The following is a 15513-nucleotide window of genomic DNA, read 5'->3' as shown; positions in this document are numbered from 1 at the left end:
GGTTTCTCACCATGCTCCAGATCACCCTGAACGGCGACCGCCGCTTCCTCGCCAGTGGCAGCTCCGTGCTGAACCTGCTCGAAGAACTTGAACTGGTCGGCAAGCGCCTGGCAGTCGAGCGCAATGGCGAGATCGTTCCCAAGGGCCTGCATGCCAGCACGGTGCTGGCAGAGGGCGACGCGCTGGAAATCGTGGTCGCTGTCGGCGGCGGCTGAGCCGCGCCCGCCTCTACGCTTTCCCCAGCCTCCCGTATCTTTCAGAAAGCTCATCATGAACGACCCCCTGCTGATCGCCGGCCGTGAATACCATTCCCGCCTGCTGGTGGGTACCGGCAAGTACAAGGATTTCGACGAAACCCGCCGCGCCATCGACGCTTCCGGCGCCCAGATCGTCACCGTGGCCGTGCGCCGAGTGAACCTTGGCCAGAACGTGGGCGAGCCGAACCTGCTCGACGCACTGCCGATGAAGGATTTCACCTACCTGCCTAATACTGCCGGCTGTTACTCGGCTGATGAGGCCGTGCGTACCCTGCGCCTCGCGCGTGAGCTGCTCGATGGCCATGATCTGGTCAAGCTCGAAGTACTGGGCGATCAGACCACTCTCTTTCCGAACATGCCCGAGACCCTGAAGGCTGCCGAGACCTTGGTGCGCGATGGTTTCAAGGTCATGGTCTACTGCTCGGATGACCCCATCCAGGCCAAGATGCTCGAAGAGATCGGCTGTGTGGCCGTGATGCCGCTGGCGTCCCTGATCGGCTCTGGCATGGGCATCCTGAATCCGTGGAATCTCAAGCTGATCATTGAGCAATCGAAGGTGCCAGTTATCGTCGATGCTGGCGTAGGCACCGCATCCGATGCCGCGATCGCAATGGAGCTGGGCTGTGATGGCGTGCTGATGAACACCGCGATTGCCAAGGCACAGGATCCGGTGCTGATGGCTGGCGCCATGAAGAAGGCTGTGGAGGCCGGCCGCGAAGCTTTCCGCGCTGGCCGCATGCCGAAGAAGCTGTACTCGGCTACGCCGAGTTCGCCAACCACCGGCTTGATCGGAAGCTGAACGCCGGGAGAGATGGATGCGCTTTGTCGGCAAGCTGACGACCTGGAAGGATGATCAGGGTTTCGGTTTTATTACGCCCAATGGCGGAGGGGAACGTGTTTTTTTGCATGTAAAGGCCCTCCCCCGTGAAGCCTCACGCCCCTCGGAGGGTGAGCTATTTACCTACGAGCTGGAGCTGGACGAGCGCAAGCGTCCTCGAGCTAAGACAGTGGCAAGGGTCGGTGAAAAAGTCGTAAAGGTTCCAGATGGGCGCGGGGCGAAAGCGCCGTTGTTTGCCATGACTTTCTGCTTGTTTTTGTTGGGGGCGGTTACCACAGGGTATCTGCCTTTCACGGTAGTGCTTGTCTATGCCGCTGCTAGCTTGATCACTTTTGTTGCCTACTGGCTGGACAAAGGTGCCGCACAGGCTGGACGCTGGCGAACGGCCGAAAGCACCTTGCATCTGTTTGCGCTGGCAGGAGGGTGGCCAGGTGCGCTTGCGGCGCAGAGAGTGTTGCGGCACAAGTCCATCAAGCAGGAGTTTCAATTCGTTTTCTGGATGACCGTGTTGTTGAATTGTGGCGCTGTGGCGTACTTGTTGAGCGAGTCCGGCCAGTTTTGGTTGAAAAACATCATTGCCTGATGGTCTCCATCGCAGAGTAAAAATGACTGAAGAAAAAGATTCTCAAAGCGAGCCTAGTGGTCGCTTTTCGCGCCAGCCAATCCGCAGTTTCGTATTGCGCCAGGGACGCATGTCCGACGCGCAGAAGCGCTACATGGACGAGCTGCTGCCGCGCTATGCGATTCCTTACAAGGAAGAGCAGCTCGACTATGCCGCAAGCTTTGGCCGCTGCGCCCCGGTGGTGCTCGAGATCGGCTGCGGCATGGGCGACACCACGGCGAAGATCGCCCGCATCCGGCCGGATACCGATTTCATCGGCATTGAGGTGCACGGCCCCGGCGTGGGCAATCTGTGCAAGCTGATCGATGAACAGCAGATCACCAATTTGCGCGTGATGCAGCACGACGCCACCGAGGTTGTGCGCGACATGCTGGCGCCCGATTCGCTGGCTGGGATTCATGTGTATTTTCCGGACCCCTGGCCCAAGAAGCGCCATCACAAGCGCCGTATCCTGCAGCCGGCTTTTGTGGCGCAACTGGCCTCGCGCCTCGCGCCCGGGGGCTATCTGCACTGTGCGACGGACTGGGAAGAGTATGCCCAGTTCATGCTCGAGACGCTCTCCGCCGAGCCCTTGTTGCAGAACACGGCGGCCGACTATGCCGAGAAGCCGGACTATCGCCCGCTGACCAAGTTCGAAGCGCGTGGTTTGCGTCTGGGGCATGGGGTGTGGGATCTGGTTTTCAAACGCGTTTGAGGCCGCAAAGAATGATTCTGGGGTCCTTGCGCCTCCTTGCCGCACTGAGCGCACTGTCTGCGTCGGCACGCCGCGCCAGAAACGTTTCACTTCATTTAGCGGCCACCTCGTGATGAGCGCGCCGCTCGCTCTGCCGCCCACGCGCATCCTCGGCATTGATCCGGGCCTGCGCATCACCGGTTTCGGGGTAATCGAGCGCCAGGGTAGCCAACTGCATTACGTTGCCAGCGGCTGCATCCGCACGCCGGATGGCTCTCTGCCCGAGCGTTTGAAAGTGATCCTGGCCGGGGTGCAGGAAGTGGTTGATACCTACCATCCAGCCGAGGCTGCGGTGGAAATCGTGTTCGTGAACGTCAATCCGCAATCCACCTTGCTGCTCGGGCAGGCGCGCGGGGCGGCGATCTGCGCACTGGTAAGCCGCGATCTACCGGTGTCCGAATACACCGCGCTGCAGGTCAAGCAGGCGGTGGTCGGCTACGGCAAGGCGAACAAGGAACAGGTCCAGCACATGGTCAAGCGCCTGCTGCAGCTTGCAGGCGATCCGCAGGCGGATGCGGCGGATGCTCTGGCGGTGGCTATATCCCATGCGCATGGTGGTGCGGCGGCCGGTGGTCTGCTGGCAATGGCCAAGACTTCGCGCAAGCGGGGCGGGCGCTTGATGACGATTCCAGAGGTGAAACGCTGAGGGATGCATCTGGCTTGGCTGCCAGATTTGGACGCGAGTTGGCTTAACGCCCGAGCTCGGTGGCGAGCATGGCCGCCATGCGTTCGGCCTGGCGCAGGTAGCCGCCACCGAAGAGATTCAGATGGTTGAGGATGTGATAAAGGTTGTAGAGCGCCTTGCGCTGCTCATAACCCTCTGCGAGCGGCCAACTGGCGCGGTAGGCCGCGTAGAACTCCAGCGGAAGCCCTCCGAAAAGCTCGCTCATCGCGACATCCGTGTCGCGGTCGCCGAAGTAGCAGGCCGGGTCGAACAGTACCGGCGTGCCATCAGCCAGCGCCGCCAGGTTGCCGCTCCACAAATCTCCATGCAGCAGGCTGACCGGCGGCCGGTAATCGACAAACAGCCCCGGCGCGCGCTCTGCGATGCGCTCGCCATTGCGCTGCAGATCCCCCTTGAAGCCCTTGTTGGCGGCGAGCGCGAACTGCGGCTGGAGGCGTTTCTGCACGAAGAATTGCGACCAGTTGTCGGTTTCAAGATTGCGTTGCGGGGTGCTGCCGATGAAATTGTCCTGCGCCCAGCCGTAATGCTCGCCGGTGCACTGGTGCAGGGCGGCCAGCGCCGCGCCGGCGCGGCGGGCCGTGGCAGCGTCGCGCAGCGGGCTCATGTCCAGCCACTCCAGAAACAGGAAGGCTTGATCTGCAGCTTCACCAACCCCCAGTACGGCCGGTACCCGGATTGCATCGCAGTGGGCGAGCGCCTGAAGGCCATCGGCTTCGGCAGCGAACATCGCGGCATCGCTTGCTGGTCTGAATTTGGCAAAGACCGGGCCGGCCGGGCCATCCAGACGCAGCGCCGTGTTGATATCGCCGCCACTGACCGCGGTGATCGAGTCGATGCGAAACGCGTTGCCAAGGGCGCTTCGCACGCAGTTTTCCAGCTGGCTTTGAATGCTGGCGATGAGCGTGTTTTTCAAGATTGCTTCAACAGTGGCTCCGAGCGTTTTCTCTTAAACCAGTCTCCGGTTGTTTTTTCTACATAACGGTAAGAAATGTAGGCCAGAGGCAGTAGAAATACTGGTAGCAGCAATAGGCTTTCGGTCTGATATTTAGCAGGGGGGGCAGTGCATAGTTGTTGCCAGAGATACAGACTGTAAGAAATTTTCCCGAAAAATTGCAAGAATGGGATTGAAGTTGCGTTTTTGGCTTGTTGCAGAAAGGTTGTGTTAAACAGCGTGTTCAGATGTTCGAAAAAAAACGCAGCAACACAGCCGGCAGCGATAAATGAAATGCTTTGTGCATCGCTCTGAACTGCTTCCAATGCGACGACCACTAACGCAATTAGTGCTATTAACATCAACGCGATTGGCATGTATCTGCGAAATACGAGTAGCAATGCTGGGAATGCTAGATAAAACTGCCATTCGTAAGCCAGAGTCCAGCTGTGCCCAGCAAACCAATCGCAATCGTTAAATAGATTGCACGAGAAGCTGGCTGCTTTGATAAGACCCGATGGAGCTTGGTCTATCCAGCCAAGCAGAGACAAAATGGCAATTGTCAGCAGGTAAACTATGAATGCGGGCAGGATGCGGACTGCTCGACGAAAATAGAAGAATTTGACGCTGAAAAAACCTTGGCGATATTGGGTCAGAGCACGCCGCGTAATGACGAAGCCGCTGATTGTAAAAAACAGCATGACTCCGAGATGCGATAAAAAGATGCCGAGCTGAACAATGAGTAGCGGCAACTGGCCTGCGAATCGCCATGCCATTAGATGCCCGGCGACAACAAGGAGAATACTTGCGCCTCTCAAGCCATCTATGGCGGGGATTCGTGAATGTTCGACTGCATGTGTTTTGTGGGGGCCGTGCATCAGCAGACCGCGCCTTCTTTTGTGTAAGCGTAGGAGAAATTGGTCGGCGGCGAGGTGACCGAGAGGTGGAAGATATCGGCTTCGCTATCGTTGATGAAGCCATGTACGTTACGATCGGCAAAGCGCACTACGTCACCGGCCGCGATTGGGTGCGTCCGCTCATCCGCTAGCAGCACCGTGCCACGCCTTTCTACGGCAATCCAGATTTTCTCGGGGGATGCGTGAGTGTGGCGTTTCTGTACCGCACCCGGTGCGACCACCACGCGTGTCAGTGTGGCGCGTTCGGAGAGCGAGTTGCGTGGTGAGAGCAGTTGGGGAGACACGACTCCGGGATTGTACAGGGCCTTGAATTGTTCGATGCTCAGAAGTTCCACTGCGACCTCCGGAGAAGGAAAAGGCGGGTTATGCCCGCCTTGTATGCTTACTTCGCCAGTCGCGCTCGTGCCCGGACAATTGCCGCGCGGACCTGCTCTGGCGCGGTGCCGCCGATGTGGTTGCGCGCGGCCAGCGAACCTTCGACGGTCAGCACGCCGAAGATGTCATCACTGAGCTTTTCCGGTGCGCCCGGTACATGAGCCATGCAGGCGCGCAGTTCTTCGAGTGACATGTCGGGCAGGTCGCAGCCTTTGGTCTCTGCAGCGCGCACCGCGAGTGCAACAGCTTCGTGCGCATCGCGGAAGGCAAGGCCCTTCTTGACGAGGTAGTCGGCCAGGTCGGTGGCGGTGGCGAAGCCGAGCTTCAGGGCCTCGCGCATGTTGTGCGCCTTGACCTTGATGCCGGTAATCATGTCCGCATAGATGCGCAAAGTGTCGATCATCGTGTCGGCGGCATCGAAGATCGGTTCCTTGTCTTCCTGATTGTCCTTGTTGTAGGCCAGTGGCTGGCCTTTCATCAGGGTCAGCAGCGCGATCAGGTGGCCATTCACGCGGCCGGTCTTGCCGCGCACGAGTTCCGGTACATCCGGGTTCTTCTTCTGCGGCATGATCGAGGAGCCGGTGGTGAAGCGGTCGGCCAGATCGATGAAGCCGAAGCGCGGGCTCATCCACAGGATCAGCTCTTCCGACAGGCGCGACAGGTGCATCATGGCCAGCGCTACGGCGGCACAGAATTCGATGGCAAAGTCACGATCCGATACGGCATCCAGCGAGTTTTCGCAGACTTCGTCGAAGCCCAGCTCGCGCGCAACGAATTCGCGATCAATCGGATAGGTGGTGCCCGCCAAGGCGGCGCTGCCCAGCGGCAGGCGATTGACGCGGCGACGTACGTCGGCAAAGCGCTCGGCATCGCGGCGCAGCATTTCGCTGTAGGCCATCAGGTGGTGGCCGAAAGTCACCGGCTGGGCGATCTGCAGGTGGGTGTGGCCGGGCAGGGGGGTGGCGGCGTGCTCTTCGGCAAGATTCAGCAGATTGGTCTGGAAGTCGCCGATCAACACCAGGATGCTGTCGATTGTGTCGCGCAGCCACAGTCGGATGTCGGTAGCAACCTGGTCGTTACGCGAGCGGCCGGTGTGCAGGCGCTTGCCGGCCATGCCGATCAGCGCGGTGAGGCGCTGCTCGATATTCATGTGGACGTCTTCGCCGTCCAGCGTCCAGTCGAATTCGCCGCGCTCGATCTCGCCGAGAATCTGCGCCATGCCGCGCTCGATGTCGGACAAGTCCTGATTGCTGATGATGCCCTGCTTCGCGAGCATCTTTGCGTGGGCGAGTGACCCGCGGATATCCTGCGCAGCCATGCGGCAATCGAAGAACACCGAGGCGGTGTAGCGTTTCACCAGATCCGAGACGGGTTCGGAGAAACGACCGGACCAGGTACCGGTGGCGGATGATTTATCAGTCATAATCGCGGAATTCTTGAATCAGCTTTCGGGTTCGGGCCGCAACGAAGTGGCCCGTCAGGGCCGGTAAATAACCATGGCAGCAGCGCCGGAGAAGTCCGCAAGTATAAAGCAAGCCTCGGAGCGCTCCGCGATCCCCGAGCGCCTGCGCGTGCCTGTGCCGGATTTTCGCAATCTCGGTGCCGTGCTGAGGGTGCTGCTGGTCGGCAATGTGCTGATGCTGATTACCGTGCTGATCCGGGCGCCGGCGCTGGCGGAGATTGGTCAGACCCTGCTGATGATGGCCGGACGGGTTGAACTGCCGCTGATTCTGTTCGCGACTGCTTTGTTCGTGCTTGGCCACTGGTTGAGCCATCTGAACTGGCGTGACCTCACGCTTACTGTGGCGAGCCTGGCCCTGGCTTCGACCATCTTTTGCCAATCGTGGATCCTGCTGCCGGTGAATGCTGATGGTTATCTGCGCGGGATGATCTGGGCGCTGGCCAGCTCGATCTGTGTGATGGCCTACTTCCGCTGGCGCCAGATTGCCCAGATGCCGGCGCTGGGGGAAGCGCGGATCCTTGCGCTCACGGCGCGTATCCGCCCGCATTTCTTCTTCAACTCGATCAATGGCGTGCTCGGCGTGATCCGTTCGGACCCGAAACGAGCCGAGGAAGCACTGGAATCGATGGCCGAACTGTTTCGCGAGCTGATGCGTGATAGCCGCGAGCTGGTCACCTTGTGTGACGAAATCGAGCTTTGCAACCGCTACCTTGAATTGGAGCGCCTGCGTCTGGGTGAGCGCCTGAAAGTGAAGTGGGAGCTCAAACATGCGCCGCTCAACGCCCAGGTTCCGCCGCTCATGCTGCAACCCCTTATTGAGAATGCAGTGTTTCACGGTATAGAACCGAACCCTGAGCCTGGACAGATACTGATCCGCATTGTGCGTCGCGGCAACATGCTCGACATGCGGATCAGCAACCCCGCTCACAAGGTGGAGCGGCGGGCGACCGGCAACCGGATGGCGATGAACAACATCCGTGAGCGTTTGACCTTGTTTTTTGATCTTGAAGCAACCCTGACAACCGAAGAAACCGACGGCGAGTTCAGGGTGCGTGTCCGCATCCCACTACGAAGGGAGGAGAAGTAATGGAAGCTGCAGCAACACTGGCCGTACTGATCGTTGATGACGAAGCCCCGGCTCGCGAGCGCTTGCGCGACCTGCTGGGCGACATTGCTGCAGATCAGCCTACCCGCGTGGCCGGGATGGCCGGCAATGGCCTGGAAGCGTTGCGCATGCTTGAAACCACTGCGGTGGACGTGATTCTGGTGGATATCCGCATGCCGGCCATGGACGGCATCGAATTCGCCCAGCATGCCAGTCGCCTCAAGAATCCCCCGCGTCTGATTTTCGTGACGGCCTATGACGAACATGCGGTACAGGCTTTTGAGCTGAATGCCATCGATTATCTGCTCAAGCCGGTGCGTGCCGAGCGCCTCTCCGCTGCGCTGCAGAAGGCGCGCCAGGCTACTCCGGTGAGTCGCGAGAATATCGACACGATCGCTGAGCCACGTCGCCACCTGACCTGCAGCGAGCGCGGCAAGATCCATCTGATTCCAATTTCGGATGTGCTCTACCTGAAGGCAGAGCTCAAATATGTGACCTCCCGCACGGTGGCGCGCGAGTTCCTGCTCGAAGAGTCGCTGGTGCAGCTGGAGCAGGAGTTTCCGGATCGCTTCGTGCGTATTCACCGCAATTGCCTGGTGTCGCGTGAGGCGGTGGTTGGCTTCGAGCGCTCGGTGGGTGAGGATGGGGGAGAAGGCTACTGGAGCGTGCGTCTCAATGGCCTCGCCGAACTGCTGCCAATCAGCCGTCGTCAGTGGGCCAATGTGCGGGCTGTGTTGGGCGACTGAATGCTGCGTGCCTGTCAACGAAAACGCCGGCAGCCGCCGGCGTTTTCGTTTCTGCCCGAGAGGCGTCAGGACTTGCGCGCGCGGAGGGCCGCCGCCAGTGCGCTGCGCGCCCACGGGCGCATCCGCTCGGGCGAGTCCAGTGCTTCGTCCGGGGCTCGGTGGTAGCCCAGCTGTATGATTTTGCCGCGCGCCTCATAGCGGAATGCTTCCAGTGCCTCGCGCTCGAACTCGGCGCGGTTCTCTGCATCGGTTTTGAGATAGAGCTGATCGTCGATGACGATGGCAAAGAAATGCTCGTCACAGTAGAGGCCTGCACCGCCGAACATGCGTTTGCTGCGGATGCGGCCGAGCGGAGCGAGAAGTTCGCAGATGAAGGCCAGATAGTCGGCGGAGATGGGCATGGCTGCTAGATCCGGGCAGGCAAAAACAGTGATCTTATCCGCTGCCGGCTGGCCGTGTAGGTGGGGTTGCCGGGCAGGGTAGAAGGCTTGGTCTAAAGTAGAAAGGCCGCTCGCTGCGGCATCCTCCAACTCTCGATAAGGACAGCATCATGGCATTCAAGCTTGTGGGTATTTCGGGCAGCCTGCGCAAGGCTTCGTGCAACAGCGGCCTGTTACGCGCGGCGCAGGAGGCCTTGCCGGCCGGAGTGACGCTGGAGATTGTCGATCTCACGGATGTGCCCTTCTATAACGGCGATCTCACGGAGAAACCGGCGGCGGTTAAGCGTGTGCTGGCGCAGATCGGGGCGGCGGATGCGCTGCTGTTGGCCTGTCCTGAATACAACTATTCGGTCGCCCCGGCGCTGAAGAACATTCTCGACTGGGCTTCGCGCGAACCGAACAATGCCTTGCTGGCTGAGAAGGCGGTGGGCCTGATGGGCGCCGGTGGCGGCATGGGCACTTCGCGTTCGCAATATCACCTGCGCCAGAGCTGCGTGTTCCTGAATCTGCATCCGCTGAACAAGCCCGAGGTCTTCAGCAATGCCTTTGCTGGCGGCTTCGATGCGGCGGGCAATGTGACTGACCCGAAGATCCGTGAGCAGGTCGCAGGCCTGGTTGAGGCGCTGGTGGTGTGGGCAGGCAGGATCAAGGCCTGAGCGCACGCGCACCAGGCGCCGCCATGACACAAGGTGAAGCCTGGGTGACCCGGGGCTTCACCGGAGGGCTCAGAGCGATTCCAGCTTGATGGACTCGATCTTCACGCGGGCACCGGACTCGGCGCGCAACTGCAGGAAGGAGCGCGCATCGCCGAGGCTGGCGGTGAACACGTTGTCTCCGGTCTTCAACTCTTTCACCGGCACGCGGGCGATGACAGAGGCTTCTCCATGCGGTGACAGTGTCATCTTGGTGCTGCTGTTGTTCACGTAGATGAAGAAGTTGTCCTTGCCTTCGACCAGGCTGCTGGCTTCAGTGATCCGCAGCGTGATGCGGTAGGGCTTGCTCAGGTCGATCACGCCTTCGGGGCGGCTGGAGGCGGAGGATTCTTCTATCTTGCCGGCAGCGCCGGACACTGCGCCGAGGGTGATGCGACCATTTTCGAGGAGCAGGTTGCCGGCCTCGCTTTTCGGTTCGCCGAAGGTGATGGCGAAATAGGCTTTGGCCGGATCTCCCGGCAAGGCTTTGAAGGCCGGGGTGAAGATCTGCTCGCCGGTGAAGCGGGTATTGAGCAGGTCTGCGGAGTGGGCCAGGCCACACAGGCCGAGACCGAGGGCAAGCGCCAGTACGGTTTTACGAAGCTGCATTACAGAGTCTCCAATCATGTATCAGTTTTGTAGGCCGACGGGCGAGTCATGATCCTGTCCGCGGCGGCTCCGGCGAGGCCGTGAACCGGACTTGATGATGGAGGGATTCCCTGCTCTGAAAGGGGCCTTTCGTAAGGCTTTTGGTAACGCCCAGCGCGGCGAAGATATGCAATTGTGCTGGTTCTGGGATGAGCGGCGCGGCGTGCGGGAGCAACGGCAAAATACAGGCGGCGCGCCCCTCTTGGAAGCGACGCCGCCTGCCGTTTGCTGATGCGGGGTCGGCGCTTCAGCGCGCCGGGGGCGGTTGGCCGCCAGGGCCGCCCTTGGGCATGGCGGCCAGCGTGCCATTGAAACTCTGGCAGGTGCCGCTGAAGGTCTGACCTTCCGGCCCGGCAAAGCTGACTTCAGCGCCCTCACTCTTGCCCTTGCAGGCGGCAATGGCTTCGGGGGGCGGGCCGGGCGGACGGCCACCGGCGTGACTGGAGGCCGAACTGCTGGCGGCCTGGGTGCCGCTGCTGCTCAGCAGGGCAATGAGGAGGGCGGGGCCAAGCAAGGCTGGGAAAGGGCGCAACATGGGGATCTCCTGAGCGTGGATGACCCGCTCAGTATTGTCAGTGCGTTTTCGGCAGGCCAGCGTTTTGACCCCGGCTGCGGATTTTTTGCGGCGCTTAGCACCGGTTTTCAGATCCTGAACTGGCGCACGGTGTCAGTGAGCTCGCTCATGTTCTGGCGGGTCTGGCCGACGAGCTGGTCGAGTCCGCTGGCGTTGTGGCTGGTGGTGACGGCAGACTGGCTGACGCGTTCGATGGCCTGGGCAATGCTGTGCTGGCTTTGGCGCTGACCATCGAGGGTGGCACTGATGTCACGCATGTTGTCGAGTACGCCGGCGGCGGCGCGAGGGATTTCCGCGACTGCATCGGCTGATTCGGCGGCGCGGCTGATGCCGGCACTGACGACCTGCACGCTGCTATCCACGCTGTTGACCGCGGCTTCGCTGGCATGACGGATGCGTTCGATGAGCTGAAAGATTTCATCGGTAGAGCGGCTGGTGCGCTCGGCCAGTTTGCGCACTTCATCCGCCACCACGGCAAAGCCGCGCCCCTGTTCGCCAGCGCGGGCAGCTTCGATGGCGGCATTCAGGGCGAGCAGATTGGTCTGATCGGCAATTGCGCGGATCGCCAAGACCACTCCGGAAATTTCGTTGGCATGCTGGGCAAGGCTGCTGATGACGCTGGAGACTTCGCGCACGCTCTGGCCGATGCCTTCGAGCTGGCGCGCGGTGTCACGCACGCTGTCGGCGCCGCGCTGGGAGAGTTCGCCGGCGCTCTGGGCCGCATGCACCGCATCGCGGGTATTGGTGGCAACGATTTCGATGGCCTCGGCCGCCTCTTCGAAGCCAGCCAAGGCCTGCTGCAGCATCTGGCTCTGGTCGCTGGCGCCGCGCTGGACCTGCTCCGAGAGCTGGTGGGCGGCATCCATGCCCTGCTGTACCGCGCGTGAGGTGGCATGGGTCTGGCTGATGACCTGGCGCTGACTCACCAGCATTTGTTGCAAGGCCTGAGCCACGCTGCGCACCTCGCGGCAGCCTGCCTCCTCGATAGGCAGGGTGAGGTCGCTGCTGCTGGCAATTTCGCTGGCGCTCCGGGCCAGCTGGCGCAAGGCCGGTACGCTGCTGCGATGAACGAAGAAGGCTGCGCCGCAGAGCAGGAAGATGCCGCTGAGGGCACTGAGCAGGATGTTGCGTCGGGCGCTATCGGCGGCTTGCTGGGCGAGGGACGACTGCTCAGCGCTGCTCAGTTCGATACTGTCGGTAAGGGCTGCGAGCTGATCTTCGAGGGCTTCGAAATCGGCGTGAAAGCTGATGAGCCGGCTGTGCTGGGGATCGTCCTGTGGTTGGGCGAGGAGGGTGGTGGCGCTGGCGAGGTAGCGCTCCAGTACCGGCCGGGCCTGCTCGGCGATCGTTTGAGCAGCCGACGGCAGTTGTGCGAGATTGGTGCTGAAACCCGATTTGAGCGTCGCCGCGTGTTCGTTGAAATCCTTGCGCGCCGCCTCCAGCTCGGGGCCGCCACCGGCGTTGAGAAAGGCTTTGTAGACATCGGCACGGATGGCGTCATGCATCATGTCGACGTCGCTCTGGGTGCGGGTGAGCTTGCCGCTGTGCTGGATGGCCGTATTCGAGCCGGTCAGAGCTGTGAGGCTGGCCCAGCTGATGGCTGCGGACAGGGTGAGGATCAGCATGGCCGTGGTCACCAGGCCGGCGAGCAGGCCGGCTAGAGGGGCGGCAGCAATGGTCTTGTTCATCAGGCGGACCTCATGGTGCGAAGCACAAAGGTATAACGGCCCGCTGCCGGGCGACTTGACCGGCTTGACGGAGGGCCTGGTCGCCGTCGATGGCGCCGATGTTGGCCTCAACCAGGCCGCGCTCCAGCGACATCGTGGTGATGCAGCAGAGCTGCTTGCCGTCTAGGTCGGGGCTCGCCGGCGTGCGTAGCGCCTGCGCCTCAGGGCGGGGTGGTCTGTGCGGCGGTCAGCACGGGGCTCGCGCGTCACGCCAGGGCGGCCTGTTCCGCAGCGCGCTGGCGGGGCCTGAAAATAGGCTGGGCTGTTCAAGGCGCTACTCCGCTGGCTGGCGCGGCTGCCTGGACGGCGAGTTCGGCAAGCTTGCGGTGGGCGGCATGGGTGGCGTGGGGCAGGAGGCTGGTGAGATCGGCAGGATCGAAGCGGGCAGGATCGATCTTCTGGCCGTTGGCGAAGGAGAGCTCCACCGCGCCCGGGTTTTGATGGCAGACGCCGATCAGGAGCAGGAAGGGCATCGGGTTGCCGATGCGTGGCACCGAGCCGCGCAGGGAATCTCCATTAAGGACGAGGAAGGGCAGGGCGTTGCTGCTGTGGCGCACCGTCCAGATGTGCTCGCGTTGGTCGGTCTTCGTTTCGAATTTGGTGATCGTGTTCCAGCGTGCGATTACGGCTTCAGCGGCCGCGATCAGGCTGCGCCAGTCAAGACTGCTCTTCCACATGAATTCGTTGAGCCCGTTCATGTTTGCCTCCTGGCTTAGACGCCGCTGCGGATCTGGCGGATCTGGCCGGCCAGCTGGCTAGCCAGCGCATCCAGTGCGCGTGTGGTGGTAAGGGTGCCCTGGGCACTGCCATTGTTGGCCTCGGCCATCTGAGCAACGCGTTCGATGTTGCGGGCAATGTCGCTACTGGTCGCGCTCTGCTCGCGCAGGGCTGCCGAGATGTCTGCCACTACGCCGACCAGCCGTGCCGAGGATTGCTGGATGCTGCGCATGGCTTCGCCTGCTTCGCGGGTGAGGCCCACGCCATCAGCCACGCGGGCCACGCCTTGCTGCATGGAGCCAACGGCATCGGTGGTGCCGCGCTGGATGGTTTCGATCATGGCCGTGATTTCGAGGGTGGCACGGGCAGTGCGCTCGGCGAGCTTGCGCACTTCGTCGGCCACCACGGCGAAGCCACGCCCGGTTTCACCGGCCCGTGCGGCTTCGATGGCGGCATTCAGGGCGAGCAGATTGGTCTGCTCGGCGATCTCCTTGATGGTGCTGACGATCACGCTGATGCGCTGCGAGTTTTCAACCAGCTCGTCGATTACCACCGAGGATTGCTGCACCGCCTCGGCGATGCGGCCGATCTCGGCTTCGGTGCGGGTAGACAGCTGCTCGCCGGCGGCGGAGGCCTTGCCGGAGGCCGCTGCCATGCTTTCTGCGTCTTCGGCAAAGCGTGCGATCTCGTTGATGCCCACCGTCATCTCTTCCATGGTGGCGGCCATCGCGCCGGAGGCTTCGCTCTGGCGTGCGGACTCCTGCGATACGGCCTGGGCGCTGCTGCTCAGTTCGCGGGCCGCGGTTTCCACTGCGGCGGCGGTACTGGCCACGCGCTGGACCACGCCATCGAGTGATTCGAGCATCGCATTGAAACGCGTGGCAACTTCGCCGAGCTCATCCTGGGTGGTGTGCTCCAGACGATGGGCAAGGTCACCGGCGGCGGCGCGGCGGGTGCCATCCGTGAGCTGCTCGACGGTATCGCTGACCGCCAGATACATGCTGATGCCGATGTAGGCCAGCAGCAGCACCATGCCCAGCGCCAGCAGGTTGAGCAGCCAGAAACGCGCGGTGAGCGAGAAGCTGCGCCAGCCGATGATGCCGTCGAGCTCATCGATGACACCGTCGGCAGCCTTTTCGTCGAAGCTACGCATAGCTTTCAGGCTGGCGCTGGCGAAGTCTTCGGCCTTCATGTCACGCGAGCCGGCGAGGATGCTGCTGCGCACGCTCTCGGCGAACTGCTGGTTGGCTTCGCTGAGCGCCTTGTGGCCCGCGCTGAGTTTGGCGGCCAGGCCGCTGTCACCGCGTCCGGCGCGGCCAAGCTGTTCGGCAAGCGTGTCTTGCCCTGCGCTGATGGCATCCAGCATGGCACCCATGCGGCGCCATTCGCGGGCAAAGCCTGCTACGCCCAGCACCATGACGCCGGTGTTCCTGAGTTCGGCGAGCTGATCGCCAAGCGCCGGCAGGGTGATCACTACGGCCTCGGCAAGATAGGCGGCGCGCGGGTCCGGATCGCGCATCAGGCCGGAGGCGTCGGCCAGCTCGCGCAGGAAGGCCTGCTGGGCTTCGATCAGCGGGCGGTGGGCGGTGGCGAGCGTGCTGCGCTCGGGTGGGGTGGCTGGATCGCGGAAGGCCTGCCAGGCGCTGTCCACTTTCTTCCAGGCTTCCGCAAGGCCCAGCTCGGGGGCATCGGCAACGGCCTCGGCGAGTTCTTTGAGTGCCTGATCGGCCGCGGTGCGGCGCGCATTGGCGAGATCCTTGTGTTTGTCGTCGCCGGCTGCGAGCAGGCTCACGCCGACGTAGTTCTGGGTGGCCAGCAGGGCTGCGCGGGCTTCGTTGTGAATTTCCAGTCCGAGTTCGGCGCGCTGGGTGCTGGTGAGTGCGCTGCGCATCTCGACGGCCAGCATGAGCATGAAGTAACCCATGGTGACGACGGCGAGGGCGCCGATGAGGCCGAACTTGAGGCGGAAGTCGAGCCGCTTAAGCAGCGCGATGGCTGGGGCGAGGAGCAGGGTAAGGAATTTCATGGCGGCTTTCCTGGACGT

At 62.1% G+C, this 15513-nt stretch carries 18 protein-coding genes; 8 read left to right on the top strand and 10 right to left on the bottom strand.

Annotation, left to right across the window (positions count from 1 at the left end):
* Positions 1-11 precede the first annotated feature (11 nt).
* The 5 genes from thiS (at position 12) to ruvC (ending at position 3096) form a co-directional block, all read left to right on the top strand.
* Positions 12-215 (top strand): sulfur carrier protein ThiS, encoded by a 204-nt coding sequence (thiS, locus tag C0V76_RS08360; protein ID WP_101941937.1) that lies wholly within the window; start codon positions 12-14, stop codon positions 213-215.
* A gap of 55 nt (positions 216-270) precedes the next feature.
* Positions 271-1056 carry a thiazole synthase gene (locus C0V76_RS08355; protein ID WP_101941936.1) on the top strand — a complete coding sequence of 262 codons (786 nt, stop codon included), beginning with the start codon at positions 271-273 and terminating at the stop codon, positions 1054-1056.
* Between the two features lie 16 nt (positions 1057-1072).
* A complete protein-coding gene (locus tag C0V76_RS08350; protein WP_101941935.1) occupies positions 1073-1678 on the top strand; it encodes a DUF1294 domain-containing protein in 606 nt (201 codons plus the stop codon).
* Between the two features lie 22 nt (positions 1679-1700).
* On the top strand, positions 1701-2411 hold the full coding sequence (trmB, locus tag C0V76_RS08345) for a tRNA (guanosine(46)-N7)-methyltransferase TrmB (protein ID WP_101941934.1): 711 nt from the start codon (positions 1701-1703) through the stop codon (positions 2409-2411).
* A 112-nt stretch (positions 2412-2523) separates the two neighbouring features.
* On the top strand, positions 2524-3096 hold the full coding sequence (gene ruvC / locus C0V76_RS08340) for a crossover junction endodeoxyribonuclease RuvC (protein ID WP_101941933.1): 573 nt from the start codon (positions 2524-2526) through the stop codon (positions 3094-3096).
* 43 nt (positions 3097-3139) lie between these two features.
* Here the strand turns inward: ruvC and C0V76_RS08335 are convergent, their stop codons facing one another.
* From C0V76_RS08335 to argH, 4 genes are read right to left on the bottom strand one after another with little or no spacing between them, the layout of a single operon-like run.
* Complete coding sequence (locus tag C0V76_RS08335) at positions 3140-4048, bottom strand: fructosamine kinase family protein (RefSeq protein WP_101941932.1); 909 nt, start codon at positions 4046-4048, stop codon at positions 3140-3142.
* Positions 4045-4944, bottom strand: a complete 900-nt coding sequence (locus tag C0V76_RS08330; RefSeq protein WP_101941931.1) for an acyltransferase — start codon at positions 4942-4944, stop codon at positions 4045-4047. Before C0V76_RS08330 ends, C0V76_RS08335 begins: the two co-directional genes overlap by 4 nt.
* Positions 4944-5318: a cupin domain-containing protein gene (locus tag C0V76_RS08325; RefSeq protein WP_101941930.1), complete on the bottom strand. Its 375-nt coding sequence runs from the start codon at positions 5316-5318 to the stop codon at positions 4944-4946. Before C0V76_RS08325 ends, C0V76_RS08330 begins: the two co-directional genes overlap by 1 nt.
* A 47-nt stretch (positions 5319-5365) precedes the next feature.
* Positions 5366-6781, bottom strand: coding sequence for an argininosuccinate lyase (argH, locus tag C0V76_RS08320; RefSeq protein ID WP_101941929.1), 1416 nt, complete (start codon positions 6779-6781; stop codon positions 5366-5368).
* Positions 6782-6854: 73 nt separating this feature from the next.
* On the opposite strand from argH, the gene C0V76_RS08315 reads away from it, so the two are divergent.
* Complete coding sequence (locus C0V76_RS08315) at positions 6855-7907, top strand: sensor histidine kinase (protein ID WP_101941928.1); 1053 nt, start codon at positions 6855-6857, stop codon at positions 7905-7907.
* On the top strand, positions 7907-8671 hold the full coding sequence (locus C0V76_RS08310) for a LytTR family DNA-binding domain-containing protein (protein ID WP_101941927.1): 765 nt from the start codon (positions 7907-7909) through the stop codon (positions 8669-8671). The genes C0V76_RS08315 and C0V76_RS08310 overlap by 1 nt, the downstream gene beginning before the upstream one ends.
* A 65-nt stretch (positions 8672-8736) precedes the next feature.
* Here the strand turns inward: C0V76_RS08310 and C0V76_RS08305 are convergent, their stop codons facing one another.
* On the bottom strand, positions 8737-9072 hold the full coding sequence (locus C0V76_RS08305; protein ID WP_101941926.1) for a TfoX/Sxy family protein: 336 nt from the start codon (positions 9070-9072) through the stop codon (positions 8737-8739).
* 149 nt (positions 9073-9221) lie between these two features.
* Between C0V76_RS08305 and C0V76_RS08300 the strand changes: the two genes are divergently transcribed.
* The gene (locus C0V76_RS08300) at positions 9222-9767 is read left to right on the top strand and encodes an NADPH-dependent FMN reductase (RefSeq protein WP_101941925.1); all 546 of its coding nucleotides are present in this window, start codon (positions 9222-9224) and stop codon (positions 9765-9767) included.
* Between the two features lie 69 nt (positions 9768-9836).
* Here C0V76_RS08300 and C0V76_RS08295 read toward each other — a convergent pair whose 3' ends face one another.
* The 5 genes from C0V76_RS08295 to C0V76_RS08275 form a co-directional block, all read right to left on the bottom strand.
* Positions 9837-10412: a hypothetical protein gene (locus C0V76_RS08295; protein ID WP_101941924.1), complete on the bottom strand. Its 576-nt coding sequence runs from the start codon at positions 10410-10412 to the stop codon at positions 9837-9839.
* Between the two features lie 286 nt (positions 10413-10698).
* Complete coding sequence (locus C0V76_RS08290) at positions 10699-10986, bottom strand: hypothetical protein (RefSeq protein ID WP_101941923.1); 288 nt, start codon at positions 10984-10986, stop codon at positions 10699-10701.
* Positions 10987-11093: 107 nt separating this feature from the next.
* Positions 11094-12713: a methyl-accepting chemotaxis protein gene (locus C0V76_RS08285; RefSeq protein ID WP_101941922.1), complete on the bottom strand. Its 1620-nt coding sequence runs from the start codon at positions 12711-12713 to the stop codon at positions 11094-11096.
* 305 nt (positions 12714-13018) lie between these two features.
* Complete coding sequence (locus C0V76_RS08280) at positions 13019-13450, bottom strand: hypothetical protein (protein ID WP_101941921.1); 432 nt, start codon at positions 13448-13450, stop codon at positions 13019-13021.
* A gap of 14 nt (positions 13451-13464) precedes the next feature.
* The gene (locus C0V76_RS08275; protein WP_101941920.1) at positions 13465-15495 is read right to left on the bottom strand and encodes a methyl-accepting chemotaxis protein; all 2031 of its coding nucleotides are present in this window, start codon (positions 15493-15495) and stop codon (positions 13465-13467) included.
* Between the last annotated feature and the right edge of the window lie 18 nt (positions 15496-15513).

Origin of the sequence: Uliginosibacterium sp. TH139, from assembly GCF_002855595.1 — a bacterium.
GTDB classification, from domain to species: Bacteria; Pseudomonadota; Gammaproteobacteria; order Burkholderiales; family Rhodocyclaceae; genus Uliginosibacterium; species Uliginosibacterium aquaticum.
The sequence above is the reverse complement of the archived record's forward strand: the minus strand, read 5'-3'. Positions and strand labels throughout refer to the sequence as shown.

Bases quoted from the DNA above. Each gene is read 5' to 3' on its own strand.
- C0V76_RS08275 (WP_101941920.1), bottom strand. From the start codon at position 15,495: ATGAAATTCCTTACCCTGCTCCTCGCCCCAGCCATCGCGCTGCTTAAG.
- trmB (WP_101941934.1), top strand. From the start codon at position 1,701: ATGACTGAAGAAAAAGATTCTCAAAGCGAGCCTAGTGGTCGCTTTTCG.
- thiS (WP_101941937.1), top strand. From the start codon at position 12: ATGCTCCAGATCACCCTGAACGGCGACCGCCGCTTCCTCGCCAGTGGC.
- C0V76_RS08290 (WP_101941923.1), bottom strand. From the start codon at position 10,986: ATGTTGCGCCCTTTCCCAGCCTTGCTTGGCCCCGCCCTCCTCATTGCC.
- argH (WP_101941929.1), bottom strand. From the start codon at position 6,781: ATGACTGATAAATCATCCGCCACCGGTACCTGGTCCGGTCGTTTCTCC.
- C0V76_RS08305 (WP_101941926.1), bottom strand. From the start codon at position 9,072: ATGCCCATCTCCGCCGACTATCTGGCCTTCATCTGCGAACTTCTCGCT.
- C0V76_RS08330 (WP_101941931.1), bottom strand. From the start codon at position 4,944: ATGCACGGCCCCCACAAAACACATGCAGTCGAACATTCACGAATCCCC.
- C0V76_RS08350 (WP_101941935.1), top strand. From the start codon at position 1,073: ATGCGCTTTGTCGGCAAGCTGACGACCTGGAAGGATGATCAGGGTTTC.
- C0V76_RS08295 (WP_101941924.1), bottom strand. From the start codon at position 10,412: ATGCAGCTTCGTAAAACCGTACTGGCGCTTGCCCTCGGTCTCGGCCTG.
- C0V76_RS08280 (WP_101941921.1), bottom strand. From the start codon at position 13,450: ATGAACGGGCTCAACGAATTCATGTGGAAGAGCAGTCTTGACTGGCGC.
- C0V76_RS08300 (WP_101941925.1), top strand. From the start codon at position 9,222: ATGGCATTCAAGCTTGTGGGTATTTCGGGCAGCCTGCGCAAGGCTTCG.
- C0V76_RS08315 (WP_101941928.1), top strand. From the start codon at position 6,855: ATGGCAGCAGCGCCGGAGAAGTCCGCAAGTATAAAGCAAGCCTCGGAG.
- C0V76_RS08355 (WP_101941936.1), top strand. From the start codon at position 271: ATGAACGACCCCCTGCTGATCGCCGGCCGTGAATACCATTCCCGCCTG.
- ruvC (WP_101941933.1), top strand. From the start codon at position 2,524: ATGAGCGCGCCGCTCGCTCTGCCGCCCACGCGCATCCTCGGCATTGAT.
- C0V76_RS08310 (WP_101941927.1), top strand. From the start codon at position 7,907: ATGGAAGCTGCAGCAACACTGGCCGTACTGATCGTTGATGACGAAGCC.
- C0V76_RS08285 (WP_101941922.1), bottom strand. From the start codon at position 12,713: ATGAACAAGACCATTGCTGCCGCCCCTCTAGCCGGCCTGCTCGCCGGC.